The following is a 23,074-nucleotide window of genomic DNA, read 5'->3' as shown; positions in this document are numbered from 1 at the left end:
TCACCACGGCGTTACTAAATCCGTGGTCCTAACAACGGGATAGGGGATAGTTTCGGTCCGTAGCGTGCCGTTTGCCATGGTGACATTTGGCTATATCTCCAGATAACTGGCGAAGTAGATTTACTACAAAATTAATTGCTATTTGCCGTCGTTGCCTTGGTTACCGGAGTCACCGTACATGGTGGTCTTCAGTGTTGGGCCCGTAGTGAGGATAGAGGTGCCAAACCCTGATACGACAAGGGCCGCAGCTGGGCCAATGGCACTTACAACAGGTGCCCCGATGATGTATCCAATAAGCATTGCGGAGCTGTTAATTGAACCCATCGTAGAAAGGGCTTTGGGTTTCACTTCATCAGGTACGGATCCGACAACGACTATTCGTAGTGCGGCTACCTGAGCGGCATTGCAGACTCCGCCCAGGAGGAAGCATGGGATGCAGAGCCACAATGAGGGAAATAGTCCAGGTAAAGCTATGAAGCACCCCATGGCGAATCCTGCCCCGGTCAGGACCTTCTCGGCGTTCTGTGAGTGAAAGCGAGCTGAAAGCCGTGCACCAAAGATGCGGCCGACGATAAATGCTTGGGCAATGATGGCATATAACGTACCGCTTACGTGGAGGGTCTTTGTCGTATAGAAGACAAGCGAAACGTTGAAAATTGAGGTGCAGATAATTGCTCCCCAAATGCTGGTTAACGCGGACCGAGCGCTTCTATTCTTCAGCAAAAGAGAAGGTGCTTCGAGGACCTTCTGGAGAAAACTCGGTGAAGAGTCTTTGGTTTCTGGATGAAGCAGTGTTTTCTGGGGTGAGGATTTATAAAGGAAATAAAAAGCAAGCAGCGAGACTCCAACGGCGAAGGCTTCAACGAAGAGCGCTGTCTGCAGGTTTCTTTGGTCCAGCAGTAATCCACCTAGAGGCGGTCCAAGGAATCCGCCGCCAAGTCGGGCTGTATCTAAGAGGGAGAAGGCTTTCGCCTGCTGACCTTCGCCGACCTGAGAATCAGCGATGGTGAAAATGGATGGAATTGACAGGCCGCTTAAGCATGCGGTGACGAGGTTTCCAAGAATGAGGATCGAAGGCTCTGGATAGGCCGCCATTGATAACAAGCCCAGAAGATCCAAGAAAAGCGCAGCAAGCGCAATGTGATAGCTGTTGAATGTGTTGAAGAGCGGAGTCAGAAAGGGGACTGCAAAAACTTGAGCGCAAGTACCCGAGATGAAGATGCTTGCCACCAACAGTTCGCCTTTGTTGAGTTCGGCGAAGTGGAGTGAAATCGAGAGGCTGGTCATTGACCCGCACACTGACAATAAAAAATATGTGGTGGTCAGGGTGTAGATAGATAAAAACCCTTTGCCACCACTATTTCTTGGAGGATGCATTTAGGCTGACTTTATCCAATGCTCAATTGAAATATCGTCTTGGTGCACTCCCATTGAGCTGAACATATTCGAATGTCGAGCGTCCTGAAATACGCTTTTCTTTTCTTTGAAAAATCCCATGTCGTACCAAGCGACTCCGAAGTGGACAACCGCGCTTCCATCTTCGAGGACTTCCTTGATGACGAACTGCCAATCGTATGGTCCTGGGACTTTTGGACCTCTTTCTGCCAGGCGGGCGTCGGACACCTCGAGCTGATAAAGGCACTTGTCCAAGGATTCTGTGTCAGAGAGTCGGATTGAAACTTTGCTTTCAGCAACCGCTTCTCGGCCTTGAACTCTGGATGGAGTCGAACCTCCTACTGTTACTATTTCTGGAAGTGTTTCAAATATGAACATGATTACTCCTGGGTGTGATGGTTATGACATTAGATAGAATAGTGATGTGCACAACACATTACAAGGGAGTGGGGAAAGAAGCGATCTTTCTGAAGATTTGTGGCGTCACTTTTTTACACCTCTAGACCTGTATGCCCCCGCTTCAAATGGAGGCAGGTCATGCTCTGTGTACAGGAAAAAGTAGCGCTAGCGCTAGTGTCTTTCGCTCTTGTGAACTTCAAAATGTAGAGCATGAAAAAGTTTGTGGTTGGCATAATTGCTGTAGTAGCCGTGATTGTCGTGGCGTTTGTCGGGTTTGTGGGATTCATGCAGTGGGTAGACGCAGATAGCGTGACAGGTGATGACGGCGTGGCTGCCGGCTATAGCGCTGAAACGGGTGGCCCGCTGGAAGCATCGTTTGCGGGCGAGGGGCCGCACGAGGTCGATGTGCGGCGTGACGGTGACGTGACCGTTGTGGCACCGACGGGCGCGGGACCATTTCCGGCGGTGGTCATGGCTAATGGCACGAACACGCCATTGAGCAGCTACCTACCCGTGGCGGAGCATCTGGCTAGTTGGGGCTTCGTGGTTGTCGGCGATGAGACTCCCCAAACCGGAACCGGGGAGAATGTCGTGCACTTAATTGAGCGCTTGCCGGAACTGGAATCCCGTGTGGACCGATCGCGGGTCGGTATTTTCGGACACTCACAAGGTGGTGCTGGTGCGATTAACGCTGCGGCACAAGTGGAGGTAGCAGCTGTGTATGCGGCGAGCCCGGCGTCCCACAAGGTGGCACAGTCCAATGACTGGGACTACACCACCGCGGACGTCAAGGCGCCGCTGTTCTTGATGACGAGTGATGGCCGCTCGGACCGCTGGCTTGTCAGCCCGTGGTCAGACCTACAGGAGAACTTTGACGCCGCCGGTGGGCCGGTGATCGGTGCACGGCGGCTGGGCGCGGACCACAAGGACGTCCTTGAGTTCGGGAATGGTTATGCCACCGCGTGGTTCCGCTACATCCTCACTGATGATTCTGATGCACGAGATGTATTCGTTGGCGCTTCACCGACGGACGCTGGTGAGTTGGCGAATAACGAGCTCTGGGACCGAGTAGATACCCGCGGTTGGTAACTCGCAGCACCCCATGCGGTGCACCCGAAACATTCACAAAAATCGACAGCCCTGATAAATTTCAAATGAATTATCAACCGGGCTGCGCCACGCCAGCCTGTACAAGCAGAATCGAATGAGTCATGCAGGCAGAGGCAACTAAGATTCAAGGCCACGTGGAAGGCCTCTACATCGATGAGAACTTCGAGCTGCGCGCCGGGGCCGTCACGTTCGGGGAGAGTATTGAGGGCATAAAGCTTGGCGACGTCCCCGCAGCCGAGGCCGCCTGGCGCGCCGGGGACCCAGATGCGTTGCTGTGGGTACCCGGTTTCGTGGACCTGCACAACCACGGCGGCAACGGCGGGGGATTCCCCAATGGTGCCTATGAGCAGTGCCTGGCCGCCGCCCGTTTCCACCGCGCGCACGGCACCACGACGTTGCTGGCCAGCTTGGTTTCCGGTACCCAAGAAGAGCTGTGTGCCCGGGCCGAGCTTTTGGCTCAGCTGGCTGAAGAAGACGAAATCGCCGGCATCCACATGGAGGGCCCTTTCATCGCCGCGGCCAAGTGCGGCGCACAAGACCCTTCGCGCATCGTGCCAGGTGACCCGGACTTCTTCCGCGCGGTGATTGAAGCGGCCCGCGGCCACCTGCGTTCGATTACCTTTGCGCCGGAAACGGAAAACGCTGACAAGCTGCTCGAAGTCTGCGCGGAGCATGGCATTATCGCCAGCTTGGGCCATACCGAGGCCGATTATGACACCACGTTGGGCGTCATTGCCCGAGCTAAGGAGCTCGGAGTCACCGTGACCGGCACGCACCTCTTCAATGGCATGCCTTCTATTCACCACCGCGCGCCGGGCCCGGTCGCGGCTTTGCTCACCGCGGCGAAGGCGGGGGACGTGGCCGTCGAGCTCATCGCAGACGGCGTGCATCTTGTCGACGGCACCGTAGACATGGCCCACAGCCACCGAGCCTTCGCCATCACTGATGCCATGGCGGCCGCTGGAATGGCCGACGGTGACTATGAATTGGGCTCCCTTCCCGTCACGGTGAGCGGGGGAGTAGCGCGCGTGCCCAGCGGCGCTATCGCGGGTGGTACGTCCACCTTGGCCCAGCAATTCGCCAGCTTTGCCGCGCGACATGGTCTGGGCGAGGCAGTGCGCTTTACCTCCGCCACGGCCGCCGATGTGTTGGGGTGCAAGGAACTCGGCCGCATCGCGGTTGGTGCACGCGCCAACCTGGTGGGCCTTAATGCCCAGCTGGAACCGGTGCGAGTCATTGTCGGTGGTACCGAATTTATAAACTCTTAAAACAACACTCTCGCTCACATCAGGAAGGCAGATCATGGACATCCTTATCCGCTCTACCCCAGCCGAGGTTGCCGTCGCGGCTGCCGATATCCTCGCAAGCTACGCCAACAATTCCGCCACCCTGGGCCTGGCCACGGGGTCCACCCCGGTGGCCACGTACAAGGAACTCATTGCCCGCCACGAGCGCGGCGAGGTCAGCTTCGCAGGCAGCCGCGCTTTTCTTCTCGACGAATACTTAGGCCTCGCCCCCGAGCACGAGCAGTCCTATTACGCCACCATCCGCCGTGACTTCACCAGCCACGTCGACTTTGACGACGCCCTGGTGAAGAGCCCAGAAGGCAACGCTACCGACCCCGTGGCGGCGACGGCCGCCTATGACCAGTCCATCCGGAATGCCGGAGGCGTCGATGTCCAGTTGTTGGGTATTGGCGCTAATGGCCACATCGGTTTCAACGAGCCGTCGAGCTCCCTGACGTCCCGCACCCACGTGGTGGCGCTGCACCCGCAGACCGTGAAGGATAACTCCCGCTTCTTCGACAACGAGGAAGACGTTCCGCGCCACGCGCTGACTCAGGGCCTTGGCACGATTAGTGAGGCCCGCCACCTGCTCCTCATCGCCACCGGCAGCAATAAAGCCAAGGCTGTGCACGCGATGGTCGAGGGCCCACTTTCAGCGCACTGCCCTGGCTCGGTACTGCAGCTGCACCCGCGTGCGACCGTCATCGTTGATGAAGCCGCTGCCTCCCTCCTGGAGGACCGCGAGTACTACCTTTACGCGGACCAGAACCGTCTGTAGGAAAAACTTCAGCCAGATTTCTCTTTCTAATTTCATACTTCTCCCTTTCAGAAAGGACTCTCCCTTATGAAATTCAATGTGATGGGGCCGCTGCAGCGGCTCGGAAAAGCCCTTATGGGCGCTGTGGCGGTGCTGCCCGTCGCTGCAATTCTCAGTGGTGTTGGCTACTGGATTTCTAGTGCGGCTGGCCCGGATAACCTCGCCGCCCAGCTGCTGATCAGCTCCGGTGACGCGGTCCTGGCCAACCTGGGCTGGATCTTCGCCATCGCCATTGCCTTCGGCCTGGCTAAAGATTCCAACGGTGCCGCCGCGCTCTCTGGTTTCCTGGCCTTTGCTACCTTCATGAAGCTGCTGGGCCCCGACGCCGTGGCCGGCTACCGCGGCATTGAAGACCCCACGGCGCTGACTGGTGATGAGGCACTGGAGTGGGCCGCGGAAGGCTGGAACGCCGTGGGCGGCGGTAACGTCCTCTTCGGCATCCTCGCCGGCATCATGGCCGCCTGGGTATATAACCGCTTCCACGGCACCAAGCTGCCGGACTTCCTCGCCTTCTTCTCTGGGCGGCGCCTCGTGCCGATTCTGACCGCGATCTTCGCCATCGTGGTCTCCGGCATCCTCTACTTCGTGTGGCCGTTCATTTACCACGCGCTGTTCAACTTTGGTGCCTCCATCCAGGGCCTTGGTGCGGCGGGCGCTGGTATCTACGGCGTGGCCAACCGCCTGCTCATCCCGACCGGCCTGCACCACGCTCTGAACTCCGTCTTCTGGTTTGATGTCATCGGCATTAATGACATTGGTAATTTCCAGAGCGGCCAGAAGACCATCGAGGCAGCCGCCGCTGCCACCTCCGCTGCTGACTGCCCGGGTATCTGGGCCAACGGCCAGTGCACGGTCGAGGGCGTTGTGGGCCGCTACCAGGCTGGATTCTTCCCCGTCATGATGTTCGGTCTGCCAGGTGCGGCGCTTGCCATGTATCTGCGCGCGGATAAGAGCAAGCGCAAGGTCGTCGGCTCGCTCATGGCTGCTGGTGCCCTGGCTTCCTTCTTCACCGGCGTGACCGAGCCGCTGGAGTTCTCCTTCATGTTCGTTGCCCCGCTGCTGTACGTGGTGCACGCACTGCTCATGGGCCTCTCGGTCTTCATCGCCGCAGCCATGGAATGGACCGCCGGCTTCGGTTTCTCCGCGGGCTTTGTGGATATGCTGCTCTCCTCCCAGAACCCGCTGGCGAACAAGTGGTACATGCTGCTGGTCATGGGCATCGCCTTCTTCGCCCTGTACTTTGTCATCTTCTACTTCCTCATCGGCTGGCTCAACCTCAAGACCCCGGGTCGCGGTGAGGACGATGCTGCCGCAGAATCCACGGAGGATTCTGTCAGCGGTGATGACAAGACCGCTCGCGATGCCGCCCACATCATCGAGGGCCTAGGCGGCAAGGACAACATTGATTCGCTGGACTACTGCACCACGCGCCTGCGCGTCGGCGTGAAGGAGCGTGCGCTTGTTCGCGACTCCTTGATCAAACGCGCCGCCGTCTCCGGTGTTATCCACCCCTCCGAGAAGAGCGTGCAGGTCATCGTCGGCCCGGCCGTGCAGTTCATGTATGACGAGGTCAGCCACCAGCTGCACCACGGCTCCCCGGCTTTGGCCACGGCAGGTGCCACAAGCGCAGCTGCCGCCGCTGGAACCAGCGTCGGTGCCAAGAGTGTCCCGGCCAGTGCCACCGTCGGCGACGCTGACGCGATGAGCGGAAGCGTCGCGGACATCCCCGTGCGTGCCCCGTTCGCCGGAGACGTCGTCGAGCTCTCCCAGGTCCCGGATGCGTCCTTTGCACAGGGTATGGTGGGCGAAGGCTTCGCCGTGATGCCTGATGCCGTCGATGCCTTCGACGTCTGCGCACCGGTCGACGGCACCATCACCATGGTCTTCAAGACGCGCCACGCCTTCGGTATGAAGACTGCGGATGGGCTGGACCTGCTCATTCACATCGGCATCGACACCGTGGAGCTCAAGGGCGAAGGTTTCACCGCCCTGGCCAAGAAGGGCGATACCGTCACCGCTGGCACGCCGATCATCGCGGTGGATGCCAAGGCGCTACGCGAGCGCGGCGTCAACCTCATCACCCCGGTGGTGTGCCCGACGGCCAAGCAAGTCGCCGGCATCGACATCACTCGCGAGGGCCATGCCCTGCCAGGTGAGGTCGCAGCAACCGTCAAGCGCAGCAGCTAATCTGCCCCTCGGCCCACCTCAGGGGCCGGCGGGACTAAAACCCAGACATAAAAACTGCCCTAGTTGCCAAAACCTTCGCTCCACATCGCATGAAGCAAGGTTGGTTTTGGCAACTCGGGCAGTTTTGGCTTGGGGGTTCTATGCCTTGAGAGGAATAGGCGTGGGCTAGTCGGTGCTCCTTAGCAGGCGCGGCACCACCTTGCCCGTGGCGTTGCGCGGCAGCTTGTCTAGGAAGTGGACGTCGCGCGGCACCGAGTGGTCGGCGAGGTTCTCGCGGACCCAGGTGCGGATGGCGTCGGCAGTCACGGCGTTGCCCAACGCATCACGGGTCGTCACGGCCCACACGGCGATGCGCTGGAAGGTGGTCTCATCCTCCACGCCGCCTGCATGCACCTCCGCGATGCCCGGCATGGCCTCCAGCACCTCAGTCACCGACTGTGGGTGGACGTTCTCACCGCCGACGATGATCATGTCATCGGCGCGGCCCACCACATGCAGGTAACCCTCGGCATCGATATAGCCCAGGTCACCGATGGAAATGAGGCCGTCGACCTTGTTGAGCGGAATCTTCGGGTTGGTGTAGCCGATAAGTGCGGTGGAATTGGTCAGGTAAATCTCGCCGACCTCACCGCGGGGAACCTCGTTGCCGTCCTCATCGAGGATGCGCAGTTTCGTGCCGGAGGCAATCTTGCCGCCAATGGTGGGGTCCTTGGCCACCTCCTCCATGCTGGCCGTCGATGCCAGCGCGAGCTCTGTCGAACCATAGACATTGCACAGAATCGGTCCGAAGCGCTCGTGGGTTTCCTTGACAATCTCCGGGGTCAGCGCATGACCAGCCGAGGCAATGAACTGCAGGCTCGAGGTGTCATAGTGCGCATCGGGGTCGGCTTCGACCATCTGACGGAAGAAAACAGGGGAGGACAGCAGGCCATCGAGCTGGTAGCGCTGAATGTCATCGAGTGCGGCCGCCGGGTCAAAGACGCGCCGCGTCACGATGGTGTTGCGCAGACCTAGCGCAATGTTGATGCAGGCCCAGCCCCACGTGTGGAAAATAGAGGCGGTCATCTGCACCTTCTGGTTCGCGCGCCACGGCACCGAGCCCACAATGGAGGCCACGACCACCGGCATTGTGGGCTCTGGGCGCATGATGCCCTTGGGAATTCCGGTGGTGCCGGAGGACATGAGCACGATATGCCCGTGCTGGGGCCAGGCGGGAAGCTTGTGCTTCTCGACGTCCCGCGGGCGCATCACAATCTGGCGCAGCGTAGGAGCCGCAGCCAGCGCCGCCGGACGATCTTCGCCGGATTCGTGAGCGATGACGACGGACAGGCCTTCGGGGAGGTCGCCGACAGGGTAGAGGCGGTCAATAAACTCATCATCGATGACGAGCACGTTGATGCGGTTTTCCTCGATGCAGCCGGCCAGCTGCTCCGGGGAGGAACCCACGTTGAGCAAGAAGATGTGCGCGCCCGCATAGCCCTTGGCTGCCAACGGGGTAATGATGCCGCGGCCGTTGCGGGCCATGACGCCTAAGCGGATCTCGTCGAGGTTTTTCGAGAGCAGCCAGCGCGCGAAGGTCTGGGAGTGATCGCGGAGTTGGCGGTAGGTGAGGGCCCCGTTGTCGTCGATAAGCGCCAGGCGTTCCGGGCAGGTCAGGTAGGCCTGCTCGACCTCGCGGGCGGTGGTGAAACGGTAGCGTGCCAAGACGGGCAGGGTTGCAGCCCAAGCGCGGGGCCCGCCGGCGGGGCTGATGAGGCCGGCGTGGAAGAGCGAGGGGATAAACCGAGCGATCGCGGTGGCGTGGAAGGTGATATCAGAAAGCTTCATAAGATTCTCGTGGTGGGGTAGAGGCGATAGGGAGGGATAGAAAGGCCGTCAATCAGAGCAATATGTTAAAGGTGTTGCTATTGTTACATAAGCTTCAATCGTTAGCTTAGTCTATTATGGTTTCGGTCTAGAACATACTCTTTCCCGAAAGGAACTCGTCACGTGAAGTCTACTCAGCGCCTCGCGGCCCTCTGCGCAACCCTCCTCGTGGCAGTCGGTCTTTCTCAGGCTCCCCAGGCAGCAGCAGCGGAACGCAACCTCGTTGCCTTCGGCGACTCCGTCCTGGCAGACCCGCAGTTGGATACCTACCTCTCCTCGCGCTTGGGCTCGTCCGGCCGCAATCCCAGCCTGGATTGCCCATCCGGTAATAACTTTGCCAAGCGTACCGCCGCCAAGCTGGGCATGCCGGTGGCGGACTTCTCCTGCTCTGGTGCGGTATCGATGTCGCAGGGCCCGCAGATGAATGCGCAGGTTGATGATGCAATTCGCCGTGGCAAGCTCACCGCTGAGACCCAACGCGTGATCTACGCCGGCGGTTTCAATGACACGTACAACAACGCTGGGCTGTCTGATAAGGACATGCGTGCCCGCTGGGTTGGCGCCAACGCGCCGATTATTCACAAGATTCGTGCCGCTGCGCCGAATGCCCGCATTCAGATTGTGGGTTACCCGACTATCGGTTCTGGTGACCGTTACTGCCTTATCCACGTTGGCCCTAAGCCGGCTGATGCCACCGCTTTGCCGATGGTCCAGCGCTATGAGAATGTCACGCAGTGGATGCAGGTGGACTTGGCTCACGCGACCGGCACGGAGTTTGTGGACATGAAGCCGATGACGTGGGACCGCGGCATGTGTGCGGATGCCAATAAGCGCCTGTGGGCAGGTCTCGTGGACTTCTCTGCAGGGCCGGGCAACCTGCCGCTGCATGTCAACGCGCGTGGTCACGAGTTTGTGGCCAACCATCTCGCTAGCTTCTAAAGGCGAACTCGTCTTCTCGTTGGGCCCGGGCGACGTTGCTCGGGCCTTTCGCGTACCCTCGCGGGCATGACTGTTAATGAAAATGTAAATGAAAATAGCTCCCAGCAAGGTGCGGAGGTTGTCCGCGGCGTCATTGCACGTTCCAAAGGTGCGCCCGTCGAGACCGTCAACATCGTAGTTCCCGCCCCCGGTGAGCACGATGTCATCGTCAAGGTGCAGGCCTGCGGTGTCTGCCATACCGACTTGGCCTACCGCGATGGTGACATTGAGGATGCTTTCCCCTTCCTGTTGGGCCATGAGGCGGCGGGCGTCGTCGAGCGCGTAGGTTCTGCCGTTAGCCACGTTGAGGTTGGTGACTTCGTCATCCTGAATTGGCGCGCGGTGTGCGGTGAGTGCCGTGCATGTAAGAAGGGCGAGCCGAAGTACTGTTTCAATACCCACAACGCGTCCGCGAAGATGACGCTCGCGGATGGGGATACAGACGCCGGCACCGAGCTCACCCCGGCGCTCGGCATTGGTTCCTTCGCCGAGAAGACCCTGGTCCACGAGGGCCAGTGCACCAAGGTAGAGGAGACCGACCCGGCCGCCGCCGGTCTGCTCGGCTGCGGCATCATGGCGGGCCTGGGCGCGGCCGTTAACACCGCTGACATCCAGCTTGGCGAGTCCGTGGCTGTCTTCGGCTGCGGTGGTGTGGGCACTGCTGCGATTGCCGGCGCGAAGTTGGCCGGTGCAGCGAAGATTATCGCCGTGGACCTTGATGAAAACAAGCTTGAGACCGCCCGTGAGTTCGGCGCAACTGACACTATTTGCGGCAAGGACCTCTCCGAGGATGAGGTAATCGAGGCCGTGCGTGAGCTTACCGACGGCTTCGGCACCGACGTCACCATTGATGCTGTAGGTATCCAGCCCACCTGGCGCCAGGCTTTCTACTCCCGCGACCACGCCGGCCGCATGGTGATGGTGGGCGTTCCCAACCTCACCGACCACGTCGACATCCCCGCCATCGATCTCTATGGCCGCGGCGGTTCCATCAAACCGGCGTGGTACGGCGACTGCCTGCCGGAGCGTGACTTCCCGGCTTACGTATCCTTGTCCAAGAACGGCCAGTTCCCGCTGGACAAGTTCGTTTCTGAGCGCATTGCGCTAGACGACGTCGAAGAGGCCTTCGGCACCATGAAAGCTGGCAAGGTTCTGCGGTCCGTCGTCGAATTCTAAAGAAAGCCGAATCTTCACAAGCACGAGCTTTACCTCAGCCCGGAAAGGAACCCGAAATGAAGATTGAACAGTTTGTCACCTCTGGCAAGTTCCGCCTTGATGGCGGTGAGTGGGACGTGGACAACAACGTCTACATCGTCTCCGGTGGCCAGGAGCTCTACATCGTGGATCCGGCACACGATGCCGAGCGCATTTACGACGAGGTGGGCGAGCGCTCCGTGACGGGTGTGCTGCTTACCCACGCGCACAACGATCACTGCGAGCTCGCTCCTGAGATTGCTGAGCACTATGGTGTGCAGCTCTACCTCCATCCGGACGATGAGCAGCTGTGGCGCGAAACCCACGCGGAGTCTAACTACGCCGCGCTGGAGGATAACCAGATCTTCAAGATTGGTGGGGAGGATCTCGTGGTCTTCCACACCCCGGGCCACTCCCCGGGCTGCGTCGTGCTGTACGACGCCGCCGATAACACCCTGCTCTCCGGGGACACCCTCTTCAACGGTGGCCCGGGAGCTACGGGCCGCAAGTACTCCGATTTCGATGTCATCATCGAGTCCCTGCGCAACCGCGTGCTCAACCTCCCGCCGGAGACCCGCGTCCTGCCGGGCCACGGCGATGAGACCACTGTGGGCGCGGAAGCTGCCCGCATCGACGAATACGTCGCCCGCGGCTACTAACTCTTAAACGCCGGCCCTAGGCCGGCGTGCGGGCAGCCTTAATGCCCACCGCCACCGTGGCGGCCAGGGACAGGCCGAACCAGACCCAGGCATCCGCTACGCCTTCGCTGAAGCTGCGAGCCTTTTCCTGCACCGCGAACTGCGCATCCGTGCTCAGTACCGCGGGCAGTGTCGCACTGCCATAACTGACAATGAACAGCGCGCCGATGAGCACGAAGAATGCTCCCGACACAATGGACACGGTATTCGTGTGTACGGGGCCTACAGTGACTTCGCGTCCGCGCAGCCACCGCCACGAACCGACGTCGAGGCGCTCCCACAGCGCAGCCAGCAGGAAGAGTGGCGCGGCCATGCCCGCGGCATACGCCACCATGATGATCCCGCCACAGAGTGCGTTGCCGGATGCAGCCGCCGTGGTGAGAACAGCACCCAACAGCGGGCCCGCGCAAAAACCGGCAAAGCCATACACCGCACCAAGCAGAAACACCCTGCCCCGGGCTTTTCCGGAGAGCGCATCCATGCCGGGGATGCGAAAGCCACCGCCCAGCGCGGTAAAGATTCCCAGGGCGATAATGATCCAGCCCGCCACCGTGATGACCTGGCTGCGATACTGCGCGAGCAGGGCGGCCAACCCCATGCCGATGGGCACGAGCGTGGTGCACAAGCCTAGGAAGAACACCAGGGTCTTAAACAGCAGCTGGCGCTGCGAATCAAAGGCATAGGCAAAGAAGGCCGGCACCAACAGCGCTGAACAGGGGCTGATCAAAGTCAGCACGCCAGCGATGAGGGCACCGAAAATCCCGATGCTCATACGCTCACCCCCACCGCATAACCACCCAGCAGCCCGGTCAGAAGGACGAGCGCGATGAAGACCCACACAATCAGCGGCGGCTTATCCATTGGCTGCCTTTCCTAGCTGCTCTTGGATGATCTGCTCAAATACCTCGGGCGGCTGTGCGCCACCGACGAACTGGTCTCCCACCACGAATGCCGGAGTACCCGTGATGCCAATCTGGGAAGCATAGCGAGTGGCCGTCTCGATGACCTCCGTGTAGGTATCGTCCGTGGCCTGCTGGCGGAACTTATCCAGGTCTGCAACGCCGGCCTGCTTGGCAAATGTCATGAAGTCGTCGATGTCGAACTCTGGGTGGCCACTGATGTCCTTGCTGGCGGTGTAAAGCTCGTGCTTGAACTCCGCGAACTTGCCTTGTGCCGCGGCAGCGCGTCCAGCCTTGGCGGCCTCGATGGCGGCAGGGCCGTTGACGGGGAAGTCATTCCACTCAATGCGCACCAAGCCCTTCTCCACGTACTTGGAGAGGATATCCGGCTCGGTCACGTTGGCGTGACGGGAGCAGAACGGGCACTCGAAGTCGGAAAACTCTGAAATCACTACGGGGGCATCCACCGCACCAATGGCGAAAGGATCATCCTCCTTCTTGCGGTGCACCACCGTGATGTCGCCGGACTTGGTGTCGCCGCCGGGGCCGAACGTCATCGGGTCACCCTTCCCGTCGGAAAATTTCGTGCCGGGGGTGGCCTTGGAGGCGTCGGCAGCCATGTCCTTACTGGAGTCCGCAGGGGCCGCGCTGGTCTGTACCTGCTCAGCACCCGGTGCCACGTTATCCTTTCCCGTATTGCGTTCACCCAGTAGGAAGCCAATGACGACCACCAAGAGAAGGATGACCACCAGCATTCCCCACACGATGGGGCTGACCGTGGACAGGGCTGACTTGCGGGAGGATGAGGACTCGCGTGAATTCGGCATGCCGTTACCTTAACCGCTACACGGCGCCGTGCCAGATTAGGGGTGAATTTAATTAGTTGGGACGGCCCTCGTCGGCGGCCGCGAGAAGGTAGTGGCCGTAGCCGGATTTCAGGAGCGGCTGAGCCAGCGCGGTAAGCGCTGCGGCGTCGATGAAACCTTCTGCAAACGCGGCTACTTCCGGTGAGCCAATGACGGTGCCGGTGCGCTTCTGCATGACTTCCACATATGCGGAGGCCTCACTCATGGAGTCCACCGTGCCGGTATCGAGCCAGACATCACCGCGCTGCATGCGCTTGACGCGGAGCCGTCCGCGGCGCAGGTATTCTTCGTTGACTGCGGTGATTTCTAATTCCCCACGCGCGCTGGGCTTAATGCCTTTCGCAATCTCCACTACGGAGTTGTCGTAGAAGTACAACCCCACCACGGCATGATTGGATTTTGGCGTGGCGGGCTTTTCCTCGATGGAGAGGGCCTGGCCGGTCTCGTCGAAATCGACGACGCCATAGCGCTGTGGGTCGGAGACCTCGTAGGCAAAGATGATGCCGCCATCGGGGCGGCGGCACTCATTAAGTGCGGTGGAGAAGCCGTGGCCTTCGAAGATGTTGTCACCCAAGACGAGTGCCACGTCGTCATCAGCGATGAAGTCTTCCGCAATGAGGAAGGCCTGGGCCAGGCCTTCTGGGCGCGGCTGGACCGCATAGTGGAGCATGAGGCCCAGCTGGGAGCCATCTCCCAGTAGGCGCTTGAAGGCGTCCTGGTCCTCCGGGGTGGTGATGATGAGGATCTCACGGATGCCGGCCTGAATCAGCGTGGTCAGTGGGTAATAGACCATCGGCTTGTCGTAGATAGGCATGAGCTGCTTTGAGATGCCCTTGGTGATGGGGTAGAGGCGGGTCCCAGAACCGCCAGCGAGGATGATGCCCTTCATGAGGTTTAAGCTTAACGGAGGAGGGCCCAGCGCTGGGGCGCGGCGGCGCGGGCTGGGGGAACATAACACTTAACTTCCCACTTAACATAACACGTGGGAAGTTAAGTGTTATGTTGAGTGTTATGCTCTATTTTCGCAGTCTGTAGCGTTGTTTGGGGCTGCGGCCGGGTTCGGTCTTCTCGGCGATATTATCGCGGATGAGCTCGTTCAGCGCTTTCTGGACTGCTGTCCTGCTCAGCTTTGTAGCCTCAACCAGCTCCGTCGTAGACACGGATGGGCTGGTATGGAGAAGGTGCTCCACGTGGTCGCGAGCCGTGCCGTAGCGTTCCTGGGTGGCCACTTTGCGGCGGTGAAAAATGATGGTGAAACTATCGAGCCGGTTGATAATCTCTGGCTTCGGCATGAGCGCATCAGCCAAAGCTTGGTGGATAGTAGCGATGCCAGTGCCGCGGTTCTCCGCGGCGACGCCGCCTTCTGGCAAGGGGATATCCTCCAGGAATGTGGTTAGCCGTTGGTTGCGGGTAGAGCTGACCCCAGCCTCTCCCAGATTCCGCAGCGTAACCCCTCCATAAAGACCACCCGGGCTGGTGATTTCTAGGCGGTCAACAAACATGTTGATTTGTACTTGGCTGCCGCGAGCGGTGGGGGAATAGTCGCGGTGCATGAGCGCATTCACCAAGGCCTCACGGACAGCGACTATGGGATAGTCCGGAAGTGCGGTACGAGACTTATCGCCTATAAAACCCGCAGTGCGCATGTTCTTTTTCACAATATCGATGCCCTCGCTCACTAGCTCCGGAATAGTGCCGTGAAGAGTAGCGCTGTCGAGTAGGCGAATGCCCGTGGTGACGTCTCCTTTGGATGTTCCCGGAAAGAGGGCGAAGGTCACGGTGAGGCGTGGGAAGAACTCCTGAGGGTAATCTCCCATCACGAGTAGGGAAGCCAGGGTTGGGTGGCCGCCCTTGAGGATGCGTAATCGTTTCAACGCTGTGTCATGCCCATTGGCAAAGGTTTTGGGTCGGCGTTCCTGTTGTACTGCAAGAAATGCATCGAGGGTTGCACCCTCGATATCGTCTAGGGAGGAGTCAGGGATTGCCTCCTCGTCCCACGTGGGCTGGGTGTGCTCCTCAACGAGCCGGTTCACCTCGTACTGCGAGAGCCGTGTATCGCCATCACCTGTGCGAATATAGCTGCCCTTATACAAGCCGCGTTCGGAAACATAGCAGGGCTTGTCGCGGGCGGGGAGTTCATCAATGGCTGCAACAAGTACTGTGCTGCCTTCGAACTCAATGATGTCGATATTGGGGCGAACCGGAGGGATGAGCTGTTGGCAGCGGGTTTCTAGTTGATCTTGGGATGTGGACGCGGAGAAGTTCTTCACGGGCGTGAAGCCATCGTCCTCTGATAGGCCAACGATGAGTGTGCCGCCGGTGCCATTGGCGAAGGCACTCAGGGAAGAGAGCACGTCCTTGCCCACAGCGGACTTCACTTCTACGGACTGCTTGTCGCTGCCGATAACCCGCAGCTGTGCAATCAACTCGCTGAGCTCCGTTAGGGTCATGAGCAGGCCTTTCTCTCTACATGCCACTCAACATAACACATAACATAACACGTGGGAAGTTAAGTGTTATGTTGAGTGTTATGCTGGGTAAAGTCCCAGGTAGAGCGCCAAAGCGGCCCGCCAATTCATCGGTGTGAAGCCGGTGGATTCAATCTTGGACAAGTCGAAGGCGGACTCTTTCGGGCGGGGAGCCTCGGGCCCGGCAATCTCGCGGTACTGCTCGGTGCTCACCGGCGTGACATCGGCGGGGTCCTGGCCCACGCCGGTGAAAACGGCCATGGCAATCTCATCGCGGCCCACGACGTCACCGGAGTTGGAGATGTTGTAGACGCCGTACTCCGCCTTGGTCTTGAGCAGGTGAATGATGCCCTTGGCTAGGTCCTCGGCAAAGGTGGGGCGTCCGCGCTGATCGTGAATGACGGAGGGCTTGACTCCCTTATTCGCCAGCGAGCGCATGGTGGCCATGAAGTTGGCGCCATCACCAAAGACCCACGAGGTGCGGATGACGTAGTGGCGCGGGGCGGTTTGCGCGGCGGTATCGCCCGCGGCTTTCGACGCCCCGTAGGCCGAGAGAGGTGAGGGTATTTCCTCTTCATCGTGGACCTCGTGGAAGCCATCAAAGATGTAGTCGCTGGAGACGTGCACCAAGGTGAGGTTGTTTTCTGCAGCAATGCGCGCGAGCTTCGCTGGCGCATCGGCGTTGACCGCCCATGCCGCAGCACGATTGTCCTCCGCGCCGTTGACGTTGTTAAAAGCCGCGCAGTTGATGATGGCGGAATACTGCTTCCACGCGCGGGCAGGTGGGCTGGTGATGTCGAAGTCCTCGTGCCCGCAGAACTCCACCGCGCCCAGGCCGGCAGAGGGCAGGAACTTCTGCAGTGCGCGGCCCAGCTGCCCGTTGGCGCCGGTGACGAGGATGCGGCGAGGGGGCATGGGGGAGACGTCGCCAAGCGCGGCGTGGTCCCTGTCCTTGTCGGAGATTTCCGTCGGCTCCAGCGGCCAGTCCACCATGTCGAGGTTGACGCAGGTGTACTCCGCATCCGGGGACCAGTGGTCATTGACCAGGTAGGAGTAGGCACAGGCTTCCAGGGCCTGGAAGCCGTTGGCCACCCCACGCGGGACGAACACGGCCGTGTCGGGGCCAATCTCGTGGGTCACCAGCTGGCCAAAGGTGGCAGAGCCCTCGCGCAGATCGCACCACGCGCCGAACACCCGGCCAGACGCCACGGAGACGAACTTATCCCAGGGCTCCGCATGTAGGCCGCGCGTGACACCTTTCTCCGCATTGAAGGAGACGTTGTTCTGCACTGGCTGGAAATCCGGCAGGCCCGCCGCCACCATCTTCTCGCGCTGCCAGTTCTCCTTGAACCAGCCGCGGTTATCGCCGTGGACGTCGAGCTCCACAATGAGCAGGCCCTCGATGGCCGTTGTCTGCACCTTCATGGCTTTTTATTGTCCTTGTTTTGCGTAGTTGGCTTCGACTTCTTCCTTGCCCGCGCGCCACCAGTCCTCGTTAGCGCGGTACCACTCGATGGTGGCGGCGAGGCCCTCCCGCAAGTCCGTATAACGCGGGGTCCATCCCAGCTCGCGGCGCAGCTTGCTGGCATCCATGGCGTAGCGCTGGTCATGGCCCGGGCGGTCCGCCACGTGGATGTAGTTCGCTTGGTCGCCGTCAGTAGCCCCCATGAGCTCGCAAATCATCTCGATGACCTGGCGGTTATTCGTATCCTCCTGGTCGGCGCCGATGTTATACGTCTCACCAATCTGCCCGCGGTCCAAGATGGCGAGTACGGCCTCGTTGTGGTCATCCACGTGAATCCAATCCCGCACCTGCTCGCCCGTGCCATAAAGCTTGGCCGGCTGGCCCAGGAGCAGATTGGTGATCTGGCGCGGAATGAATTTCTCAATGTGCTGGTAAGGGCCGTAATTATTGGAACAATTCGAAATAGTTGCCCGCAGCCCAAAGCTGCGTACCCACGCGCGCACCAGGTGATCCGAGCCGGCCTTTGTGGCCGAATACGGCGACGACGGGTTATACGGAGTCTCCTCCGTGAAGTAGGTATCCGCGCCAATCTCTAGGTCCCCGAAGACCTCATCGGTAGAGACGTGGTGGAAGCGCACATCGTGGCGGCGGCAGGCCTCCAGCAGCACGAAGGTGCCCATGATGTTGGTGTGGAGGAAGGGCGAAGGGTCCCGCAAAGAGTTGTCATTGTGGGACTCGGCGGCGAAATGGACGACGACATCGCTGTGTGCCACGAGCTTATCGACGACCCCCTCATCCGCCACATCGCCCACCACCAGCGTGGCGTCCACACCGGTGAGGTTGGCGCGGTTGCCCGCGTAGGTGAGCTTATCGAGGACAGTAATCTCCACCTCTGGCCGCTTTCGGGCCACGAGTCTGACGAAGTTTGCCCCAATAAAACCGGCGCCGCCGGTCACAAGCATTCTGCGCATGGTGCTCAAGTGTAGGGCATGGCGGCGCAGTTTTAAGCCGGGAACTTAGGCAGTGCCTCGTGGTTGAGCCACTCATCCAGGAGAGTGTCCACGGCCGAGGGATCAACAGCCACCGCACGCAGACGGCTGATGAGGTCCTCCGGGGTCACCGTGGAATGCTGTGCGGCGGAGAGGTACTCACGGACCGTGAGGAAGAAGATCTCATCACCCAACAGCCGACGCAGTGCATGGACGGTCAGCGCGCCGCGCTTATAGACACGGTCATCAAACATGTCGCGCGTGCCCGGGTCACTCAAAACAATGTCTTGCCGCTTGCGGGCCAACACCTGGTAATGCGAACGTGCAGAGTCATGCGCCGGGTGGCCATGGGCATGCTCGCGCCACAGCCACTCGCTGTAGCAGGCAAAGCCCTCATTGAGCCAAATATCCTTCCACTCACGCAGGCCTACGGAGTTGCCGAACCACTGGTGGGAAAGCTCATGAGCGATGAGGCGCTCGAAGACGTGATCACCTTTGACATGGTTGGAGCCGAAGATGGACAGGCCTTGGGCCTCCAGGGGGATTTCCAGCTCATCATCGGTGATGACCACCTGGTAGTCGGGGAAGGGATACTCACCAAAGAGACCGGAGAAGAAGTCCAGCATCTCTTGCTGCTGTGCAAACTCATCCAGCACCAGCTGCTTCAGGCGGGCTGGGGCCCAGGCGCGGACGTTGCGGCCGAGGCTGATTTCTATGTACTCGCCCACCTGCACTGTGGCGAGGTACGTCGCCATCGGGTGCGTCACGCGGTAGTGCCAGCGCGTCATGGAACCACCCGAACGGCGGCGGGAGACCAGCGTGCCGTTGGAGATCACGATGAAAGGATCATCCGCGGTGATGCGGATATCGAAGGTGGCCTTCTCACCGGGGGTGTCATCACACGGGAACCAGCTCGGTGCGCCATTAGGCTGGCTTGCGACGAGCGAGCCGGAATCGGTCTCCTCCCATCCAATCTCGCCCCATGGCGTGCGCAGTGGGCGCGGCGAGCCGCCATAGCGGATGTGCAGCTCGAATTCTTGGTCCTCCGCGATGGCGTCCGCAAAACTCACGCGCAGCTTTCCGGCAGAAAGGCGGTGGCGGGCCACGCGCGGGGCATTTTTTGCGGTGACGCGGCGAGCAACCATGGCTCCGCCGAGGTCCAACGTGAGCTTATCCAGCTCTTCCAGTGCGCGGATGTGCAGTACCGCAGTGCCTTGGAGCATATTGGGCTCTACGCGGTAGGTCAGGTCCAAGTCATAATGGGTAACCTCAAACCCGATGTTGAAGTCCACTCCCGTATAGCTATCCCGAGTGTGCGCGGCGGTTCCGTGAGCGGCGGTGATATGCGAAAGGGCGGTGGAGAGCAGCTTCATAATGCCGCTATCCTACCGCCCTTATCCCGCAAGACCGAAAAGCTTGGGGCTCTTGGTGGAGGCCTCTACAGAACGTTTAGGAGTTGAAAGCCGCCTCAAACGTAGGCCAAGACTTCTCCATGTCCTCGCTCCAGCCCGGCCAGGAGTGGGTACCAACATTGCGGAAGTTGTAGGTGGCCGGAATGTTCTGCTTATCCAGCTTCGCCTTGAGCATGTGGGTGCAGTGGTTGACACCTGCCTCAATGACGCCGCCCTCAACCTGCAGCTGAGCGGAACCAACGAAGGCGGCCGCCGGGTTGTAGCCCTTGTTAATCCAGTAGGACGGGGTGTCCTTCTCACCGGCCAGGCCGCTCGCGGAAGAAATGTACAGGTCGGTTCCGCGCAGCTTCTCCGAGTTCATGAGGGCATCGTTGTAGCGGTTGTACGGCGAGCCCATCGGGCCCCACATCTGCTCCGGCTGTCCACCGCCGCGGTTGACAGTGACGCGCAGGAACTCGTACTCCAGCGGGTAGGCAGTCGCAGCACAACCTGCGAAGGATCCCGCAGCATCATAGAAACCTGGGTTGTGTTGTGCCAGCAGCAGCGAGGACGTGGCGGACATGGACATGCCGGCAATGGCGCGCTTGTTGTTGGCATTGAGGCGCTGCTCCAGCGGTCCCGGAAGTTCCTTGGTTAGGAAGGTTTCCCACTTTTGTGGGCCCTTGAGGTACTTGCCGTTCGGGTCTTCCTGCCAGTCGGTATAGTAGGAGAACGCGCCTGACTGCGGAATAACCACATTGACGTCCTTGTCCGCGTAAAAGTCCACCACATTAGAGTTGGCCAGCCAGTCCGTGTCTTGCTCGGCAGAGCCAGCGCCGTTGAGCAGGTAGATGGTCGGGCGATCCGGATTCTTCGCCGGAATAACGGCCAGCGGAATCACGCGGCCGTTCATGGACGGCGACGTAGCCTGCAGCTTCAGCAGGCGCGGATCATCCTTGTAACGGTCGTACCACTTTTGACCCTCTATCTCGGGATTAGGTTCCAAGTCCGACACAGTGGACAGCGCGGCATCACCCGCAACCTCCTGCGGCTTCAGGGTGGCGGCACCCGCGACGGGGCTGACCAGCGCGGCTGCGGTGAGCGCGCCGGCGGCGAGAAGAGAGCTAAGACGCTTCATGGGGATCCTTATTCGACAATTGTTATGGCGAGTTGAGCTTACTGCTCAGTGGCTTCGGGGTCGACCTTCGGGGCTGCTTCAGAGTCGACCGGCAAGGAGTCAGCGGGGGCAGCAGGGTCTGCCTCTGCCGCAGCCTTGTCCGTATTTTTCTTATCGGTATCTTCCGCCTTGGCGTTAGCGTCCGACTCAGCGTCAGCATTGTCGACGGTATCTGCCTCAGACTCCGTCTCAGCCTCCGCCTCAGCGTCCTTGGCAGCCGGTGCATTCACCGCGCTGTCCGACGTCCCGCCGCTCACCGGCTCCACCGGAAGATCGAAAGCGCGGGCAAAGGTAGGCCACGAGGAGTTGATGTCATCGAGCCAGCCTGGCCACGAGTGCGTACCGGTCTCGCGGAAGTTGAAGTCTGCGTTGATGCCTTCGCGGTTGAACTTGGACTGCAGGTCGTGGGTACAAGCATTCATGGCTGCCTCAATGACGCCACCTTCAATCACCAGCGTCGAGGAGGACTTGAAGGCCTGGGCAGAGCCCAAACGCTCAAGCTTGGAGGAGCCCATGTCCGTTGCGCCGGCGAGGCCAGAGTTTGCAGAGACATAGACCTGGGAATTGCCCATGTTGTTCTTCGTGGCGTTGATGAGGCCATCGTTGTAGCGGTTGTAGTCCCCGCCCTTCGGGCCCCACATCTGCGTGGTGCTTCCGCCACCGCGGTTCACGGTGAGCTGCGTGTAGAAATTGGGCAGCGGGGTCGAGGTTGCCGCACAGCCAGAGTAGGAGCCGATGGCGTCGTAGAAATTCGGGTTGTGCTGAGCCAGCACCAGAGAGGACGTGGCGGACATGGACATGCCTGCGATGCCGCGCTTGCCGTTAGCGTTGATGTGCTCCTCGAGCGGTCCCGGAAGTTCCTTGGTCAGGAAGGTTTCCCACTTCTGTGGGCCCTTGAAATAGCCGCTATTCGGTGAGCTGAGCCAATCGGTGTAGTAGGAGAAGGCGCCCGCTTGTGGGATAACGACGTTGACGTTGCGGTCGCCGTAGTAATCATCTAGATCCTGGATTCCGTCCTTGTTCGGATCCAGGTCCTGGCCCGCAGTGGACGTCAACCAGTCCATACCCTGTTCAGCGCCACCAGCTCCGTTGAGCAGGTAGAGGGTAGGGCGGGAGGAATCAAAGGTTCCGTCCGGGGTGACAACAGCCAGCGGCACCTGGCGGTCCATGGCTGGCGCAGTAGCGTTGAGCGCCTTGACGTTCTGGCGGTAATCGGCGTACTTCAAGATGAAGCCCAGCCACTGCTTTTCGTCTGGAATCTTGTTGATGTTGACGTCCTTGAACATCACATTCTTTCCGATGGAAGCCTCATACTCCTCGCGGGAAGGAACGCGCTGACCGGCGTCATTCTTAGGGAGGTACTCCTCAATTTCGCTGTAGACATCGAGTTCAGAAATGGTGGACGGCGTTGCCTCGCCGCGAATCTGCTCCGGGGTGACATCGGATGCGCTGGCGATAGGGGAGGTCACGGCGCCGAGGGCAAGGGCGGAGGCCGCTGCCAGCGTCGTGAGAGAGCGCGCGAACTTCATAGGGTCTCGCTTTCTAAGTGATGAGCGGAATGTAGGGCAAGTCTAAAAGATGCTCTGGATATTCCCTTCGAGAATCTGTAACTGTGCAGGCAGAAGGGTAAATCCGCACCCTCAAGATGAGGGTAACGAGTTTAAACTTACCAAGTTATTGAAGTTATTGGTGGTATTGAAGTTAAAACCGTGTCATAATCTTCACGCGCACTGTCACGCGTCATGTAACGCCGCGGGCGTCTCATTCGCTAGAGGTGCTAGATGCTGTGACTACGTCCGCGGTGCCGCCGCGCTGCGGAACCTAGCCGCATGAGACTCCCTTACGCCAATAGAAAGCAGAACGATGAACTTCTTTGACACCATCCTCGT

General features: G+C 60.0%; 19 protein-coding genes. 7 read left to right on the top strand and 12 right to left on the bottom strand.

Translation table 11 applies throughout. The annotated features are described in order from the left end of the window. Window positions 1-138 precede the first annotated feature (138 nt). The gene (locus HMPREF2875_RS01210; RefSeq protein ID WP_070669683.1) at window positions 139-1,377 is read right to left on the bottom strand and encodes an MFS transporter; all 1,239 of its coding nucleotides are present in this window, start codon (window positions 1,375-1,377) and stop codon (window positions 139-141) included. Beyond that, the gene (locus HMPREF2875_RS13135; protein WP_070537291.1) at window positions 1,378-1,773 is read right to left on the bottom strand and encodes a hypothetical protein; all 396 of its coding nucleotides are present in this window, start codon (window positions 1,771-1,773) and stop codon (window positions 1,378-1,380) included. Window positions 1,774-2,004: 231 nt separating this feature from the next. Here HMPREF2875_RS13135 and HMPREF2875_RS01200 point away from each other — a divergent pair, with 231 nt between their 5' ends. From HMPREF2875_RS01200 to nagE, 4 genes are all read left to right on the top strand, one after another. Then, window positions 2,005-2,883, top strand: a complete 879-nt coding sequence (locus HMPREF2875_RS01200; RefSeq protein ID WP_070669682.1) for an alpha/beta hydrolase — start codon at window positions 2,005-2,007, stop codon at window positions 2,881-2,883. 122 nt (window positions 2,884-3,005) lie between these two features. Continuing rightward, entirely contained in the window at window positions 3,006-4,172 is a 1,167-nt protein-coding gene (locus tag HMPREF2875_RS01195; RefSeq protein WP_070669681.1) for an N-acetylglucosamine-6-phosphate deacetylase, read from the top strand. A 34-nt stretch (window positions 4,173-4,206) separates the two neighbouring features. Next, window positions 4,207-4,968, top strand: coding sequence for a glucosamine-6-phosphate deaminase (gene nagB, locus HMPREF2875_RS01190; RefSeq protein WP_070669680.1), 762 nt, complete (start codon window positions 4,207-4,209; stop codon window positions 4,966-4,968). Between the two features lie 66 nt (window positions 4,969-5,034). Next, complete coding sequence (gene nagE, locus HMPREF2875_RS01185) at window positions 5,035-7,194, top strand: N-acetylglucosamine-specific PTS transporter subunit IIBC (RefSeq protein ID WP_070669679.1); 2,160 nt, start codon at window positions 5,035-5,037, stop codon at window positions 7,192-7,194. 165 nt (window positions 7,195-7,359) lie between these two features. On the opposite strand, the gene HMPREF2875_RS01180 is transcribed toward nagE, so the two are convergent. Continuing rightward, on the bottom strand, window positions 7,360-9,021 hold the full coding sequence (locus tag HMPREF2875_RS01180; RefSeq protein WP_070669677.1) for an AMP-binding protein: 1,662 nt from the start codon (window positions 9,019-9,021) through the stop codon (window positions 7,360-7,362). A gap of 162 nt (window positions 9,022-9,183) precedes the next feature. Here HMPREF2875_RS01180 and HMPREF2875_RS01175 point away from each other — a divergent pair, with 162 nt between their 5' ends. From HMPREF2875_RS01175 to HMPREF2875_RS01165, 3 genes are all read left to right on the top strand, one after another. Continuing rightward, the gene (locus HMPREF2875_RS01175; protein ID WP_070669673.1) at window positions 9,184-9,999 is read left to right on the top strand and encodes a GDSL-type esterase/lipase family protein; all 816 of its coding nucleotides are present in this window, start codon (window positions 9,184-9,186) and stop codon (window positions 9,997-9,999) included. A 66-nt stretch (window positions 10,000-10,065) separates the two neighbouring features. Then, on the top strand, window positions 10,066-11,214 hold the full coding sequence (locus HMPREF2875_RS01170; RefSeq protein WP_070669671.1) for an S-(hydroxymethyl)mycothiol dehydrogenase: 1,149 nt from the start codon (window positions 10,066-10,068) through the stop codon (window positions 11,212-11,214). A 56-nt stretch (window positions 11,215-11,270) separates the two neighbouring features. Then, a complete protein-coding gene (locus tag HMPREF2875_RS01165; protein WP_070669669.1) occupies window positions 11,271-11,891 on the top strand; it encodes an MBL fold metallo-hydrolase in 621 nt (206 codons plus the stop codon). Between the two features lie 16 nt (window positions 11,892-11,907). Here HMPREF2875_RS01165 and HMPREF2875_RS01160 read toward each other — a convergent pair whose 3' ends face one another. The 9 genes from HMPREF2875_RS01160 to HMPREF2875_RS01120 all read right to left on the bottom strand — a co-directional run bounded on the left by HMPREF2875_RS01160 (window position 11,908) and on the right by HMPREF2875_RS01120 (window position 22,714). Next, complete coding sequence (locus tag HMPREF2875_RS01160) at window positions 11,908-12,702, bottom strand: cytochrome c biogenesis CcdA family protein (protein WP_070669667.1); 795 nt, start codon at window positions 12,700-12,702, stop codon at window positions 11,908-11,910. 81 nt (window positions 12,703-12,783) lie between these two features. Then, window positions 12,784-13,656 carry a DsbA family protein gene (locus tag HMPREF2875_RS01155; protein WP_083311806.1) on the bottom strand — a complete coding sequence of 291 codons (873 nt, stop codon included), beginning with the start codon at window positions 13,654-13,656 and terminating at the stop codon, window positions 12,784-12,786. A 52-nt stretch (window positions 13,657-13,708) separates the two neighbouring features. Further along, entirely contained in the window at window positions 13,709-14,584 is an 876-nt protein-coding gene (rfbA, locus tag HMPREF2875_RS01150; RefSeq protein WP_070669665.1) for a glucose-1-phosphate thymidylyltransferase RfbA, read from the bottom strand. Window positions 14,585-14,711: 127 nt separating this feature from the next. After that, complete coding sequence (locus tag HMPREF2875_RS01145) at window positions 14,712-16,145, bottom strand: ATP-binding protein (RefSeq protein WP_070669663.1); 1,434 nt, start codon at window positions 16,143-16,145, stop codon at window positions 14,712-14,714. 78 nt (window positions 16,146-16,223) lie between these two features. After that, complete coding sequence (locus tag HMPREF2875_RS01140; RefSeq protein ID WP_070669661.1) at window positions 16,224-17,588, bottom strand: sugar nucleotide-binding protein; 1,365 nt, start codon at window positions 17,586-17,588, stop codon at window positions 16,224-16,226. A 6-nt stretch (window positions 17,589-17,594) separates the two neighbouring features. Then, a complete protein-coding gene (gene rfbB, locus HMPREF2875_RS01135; RefSeq protein WP_210388123.1) occupies window positions 17,595-18,590 on the bottom strand; it encodes a dTDP-glucose 4,6-dehydratase in 996 nt (331 codons plus the stop codon). 41 nt (window positions 18,591-18,631) lie between these two features. Continuing rightward, window positions 18,632-19,990, bottom strand: coding sequence for a M1 family metallopeptidase (locus HMPREF2875_RS01130; protein ID WP_070669657.1), 1,359 nt, complete (start codon window positions 19,988-19,990; stop codon window positions 18,632-18,634). A gap of 76 nt (window positions 19,991-20,066) precedes the next feature. Beyond that, entirely contained in the window at window positions 20,067-21,146 is a 1,080-nt protein-coding gene (locus tag HMPREF2875_RS01125) for an alpha/beta hydrolase (protein ID WP_070669656.1), read from the bottom strand. Between the two features lie 38 nt (window positions 21,147-21,184). Then, the gene (locus HMPREF2875_RS01120) at window positions 21,185-22,714 is read right to left on the bottom strand and encodes an alpha/beta hydrolase (protein WP_070669653.1); all 1,530 of its coding nucleotides are present in this window, start codon (window positions 22,712-22,714) and stop codon (window positions 21,185-21,187) included. Window positions 22,715-23,074: the final 360 nt, after the last annotated feature.

The organism is Corynebacterium sp. HMSC078H07 (assembly GCF_001812805.1).
Lineage (GTDB): Bacteria > Actinomycetota > Actinomycetes > Mycobacteriales > Mycobacteriaceae > Corynebacterium.
This window is presented reverse-complemented; position numbering and strand designations above follow the sequence as displayed.

Bases quoted from the DNA above. Each gene is read 5' to 3' on its own strand.
- nagB (WP_070669680.1), top strand. From the start codon at position 4,207: ATGGACATCCTTATCCGCTCTACCCCAGCCGAGGTTGCCGTCGCGGCT.
- HMPREF2875_RS13135 (WP_070537291.1), bottom strand. From the start codon at position 1,773: ATGTTCATATTTGAAACACTTCCAGAAATAGTAACAGTAGGAGGTTCG.
- HMPREF2875_RS01165 (WP_070669669.1), top strand. From the start codon at position 11,271: ATGAAGATTGAACAGTTTGTCACCTCTGGCAAGTTCCGCCTTGATGGC.
- HMPREF2875_RS01200 (WP_070669682.1), top strand. From the start codon at position 2,005: ATGAAAAAGTTTGTGGTTGGCATAATTGCTGTAGTAGCCGTGATTGTC.
- HMPREF2875_RS01155 (WP_083311806.1), bottom strand. From the start codon at position 13,656: ATGCCGAATTCACGCGAGTCCTCATCCTCCCGCAAGTCAGCCCTGTCC.
- HMPREF2875_RS01130 (WP_070669657.1), bottom strand. From the start codon at position 19,990: ATGAAGCTGCTCTCCACCGCCCTTTCGCATATCACCGCCGCTCACGGA.
- rfbB (WP_210388123.1), bottom strand. From the start codon at position 18,590: ATGCTTGTGACCGGCGGCGCCGGTTTTATTGGGGCAAACTTCGTCAGA.
- HMPREF2875_RS01140 (WP_070669661.1), bottom strand. From the start codon at position 17,588: ATGAAGGTGCAGACAACGGCCATCGAGGGCCTGCTCATTGTGGAGCTC.
- HMPREF2875_RS01145 (WP_070669663.1), bottom strand. From the start codon at position 16,145: ATGACCCTAACGGAGCTCAGCGAGTTGATTGCACAGCTGCGGGTTATC.
- rfbA (WP_070669665.1), bottom strand. From the start codon at position 14,584: ATGAAGGGCATCATCCTCGCTGGCGGTTCTGGGACCCGCCTCTACCCC.
- HMPREF2875_RS01210 (WP_070669683.1), bottom strand. From the start codon at position 1,377: ATGCATCCTCCAAGAAATAGTGGTGGCAAAGGGTTTTTATCTATCTAC.
- HMPREF2875_RS01160 (WP_070669667.1), bottom strand. From the start codon at position 12,702: ATGAGCATCGGGATTTTCGGTGCCCTCATCGCTGGCGTGCTGACTTTG.
- HMPREF2875_RS01125 (WP_070669656.1), bottom strand. From the start codon at position 21,146: ATGAAGCGTCTTAGCTCTCTTCTCGCCGCCGGCGCGCTCACCGCAGCC.
- HMPREF2875_RS01170 (WP_070669671.1), top strand. From the start codon at position 10,066: ATGACTGTTAATGAAAATGTAAATGAAAATAGCTCCCAGCAAGGTGCG.
- HMPREF2875_RS01195 (WP_070669681.1), top strand. From the start codon at position 3,006: ATGCAGGCAGAGGCAACTAAGATTCAAGGCCACGTGGAAGGCCTCTAC.
- HMPREF2875_RS01180 (WP_070669677.1), bottom strand. From the start codon at position 9,021: ATGAAGCTTTCTGATATCACCTTCCACGCCACCGCGATCGCTCGGTTT.
- HMPREF2875_RS01120 (WP_070669653.1), bottom strand. From the start codon at position 22,714: ATGAAGTTCGCGCGCTCTCTCACGACGCTGGCAGCGGCCTCCGCCCTT.
- nagE (WP_070669679.1), top strand. From the start codon at position 5,035: ATGAAATTCAATGTGATGGGGCCGCTGCAGCGGCTCGGAAAAGCCCTT.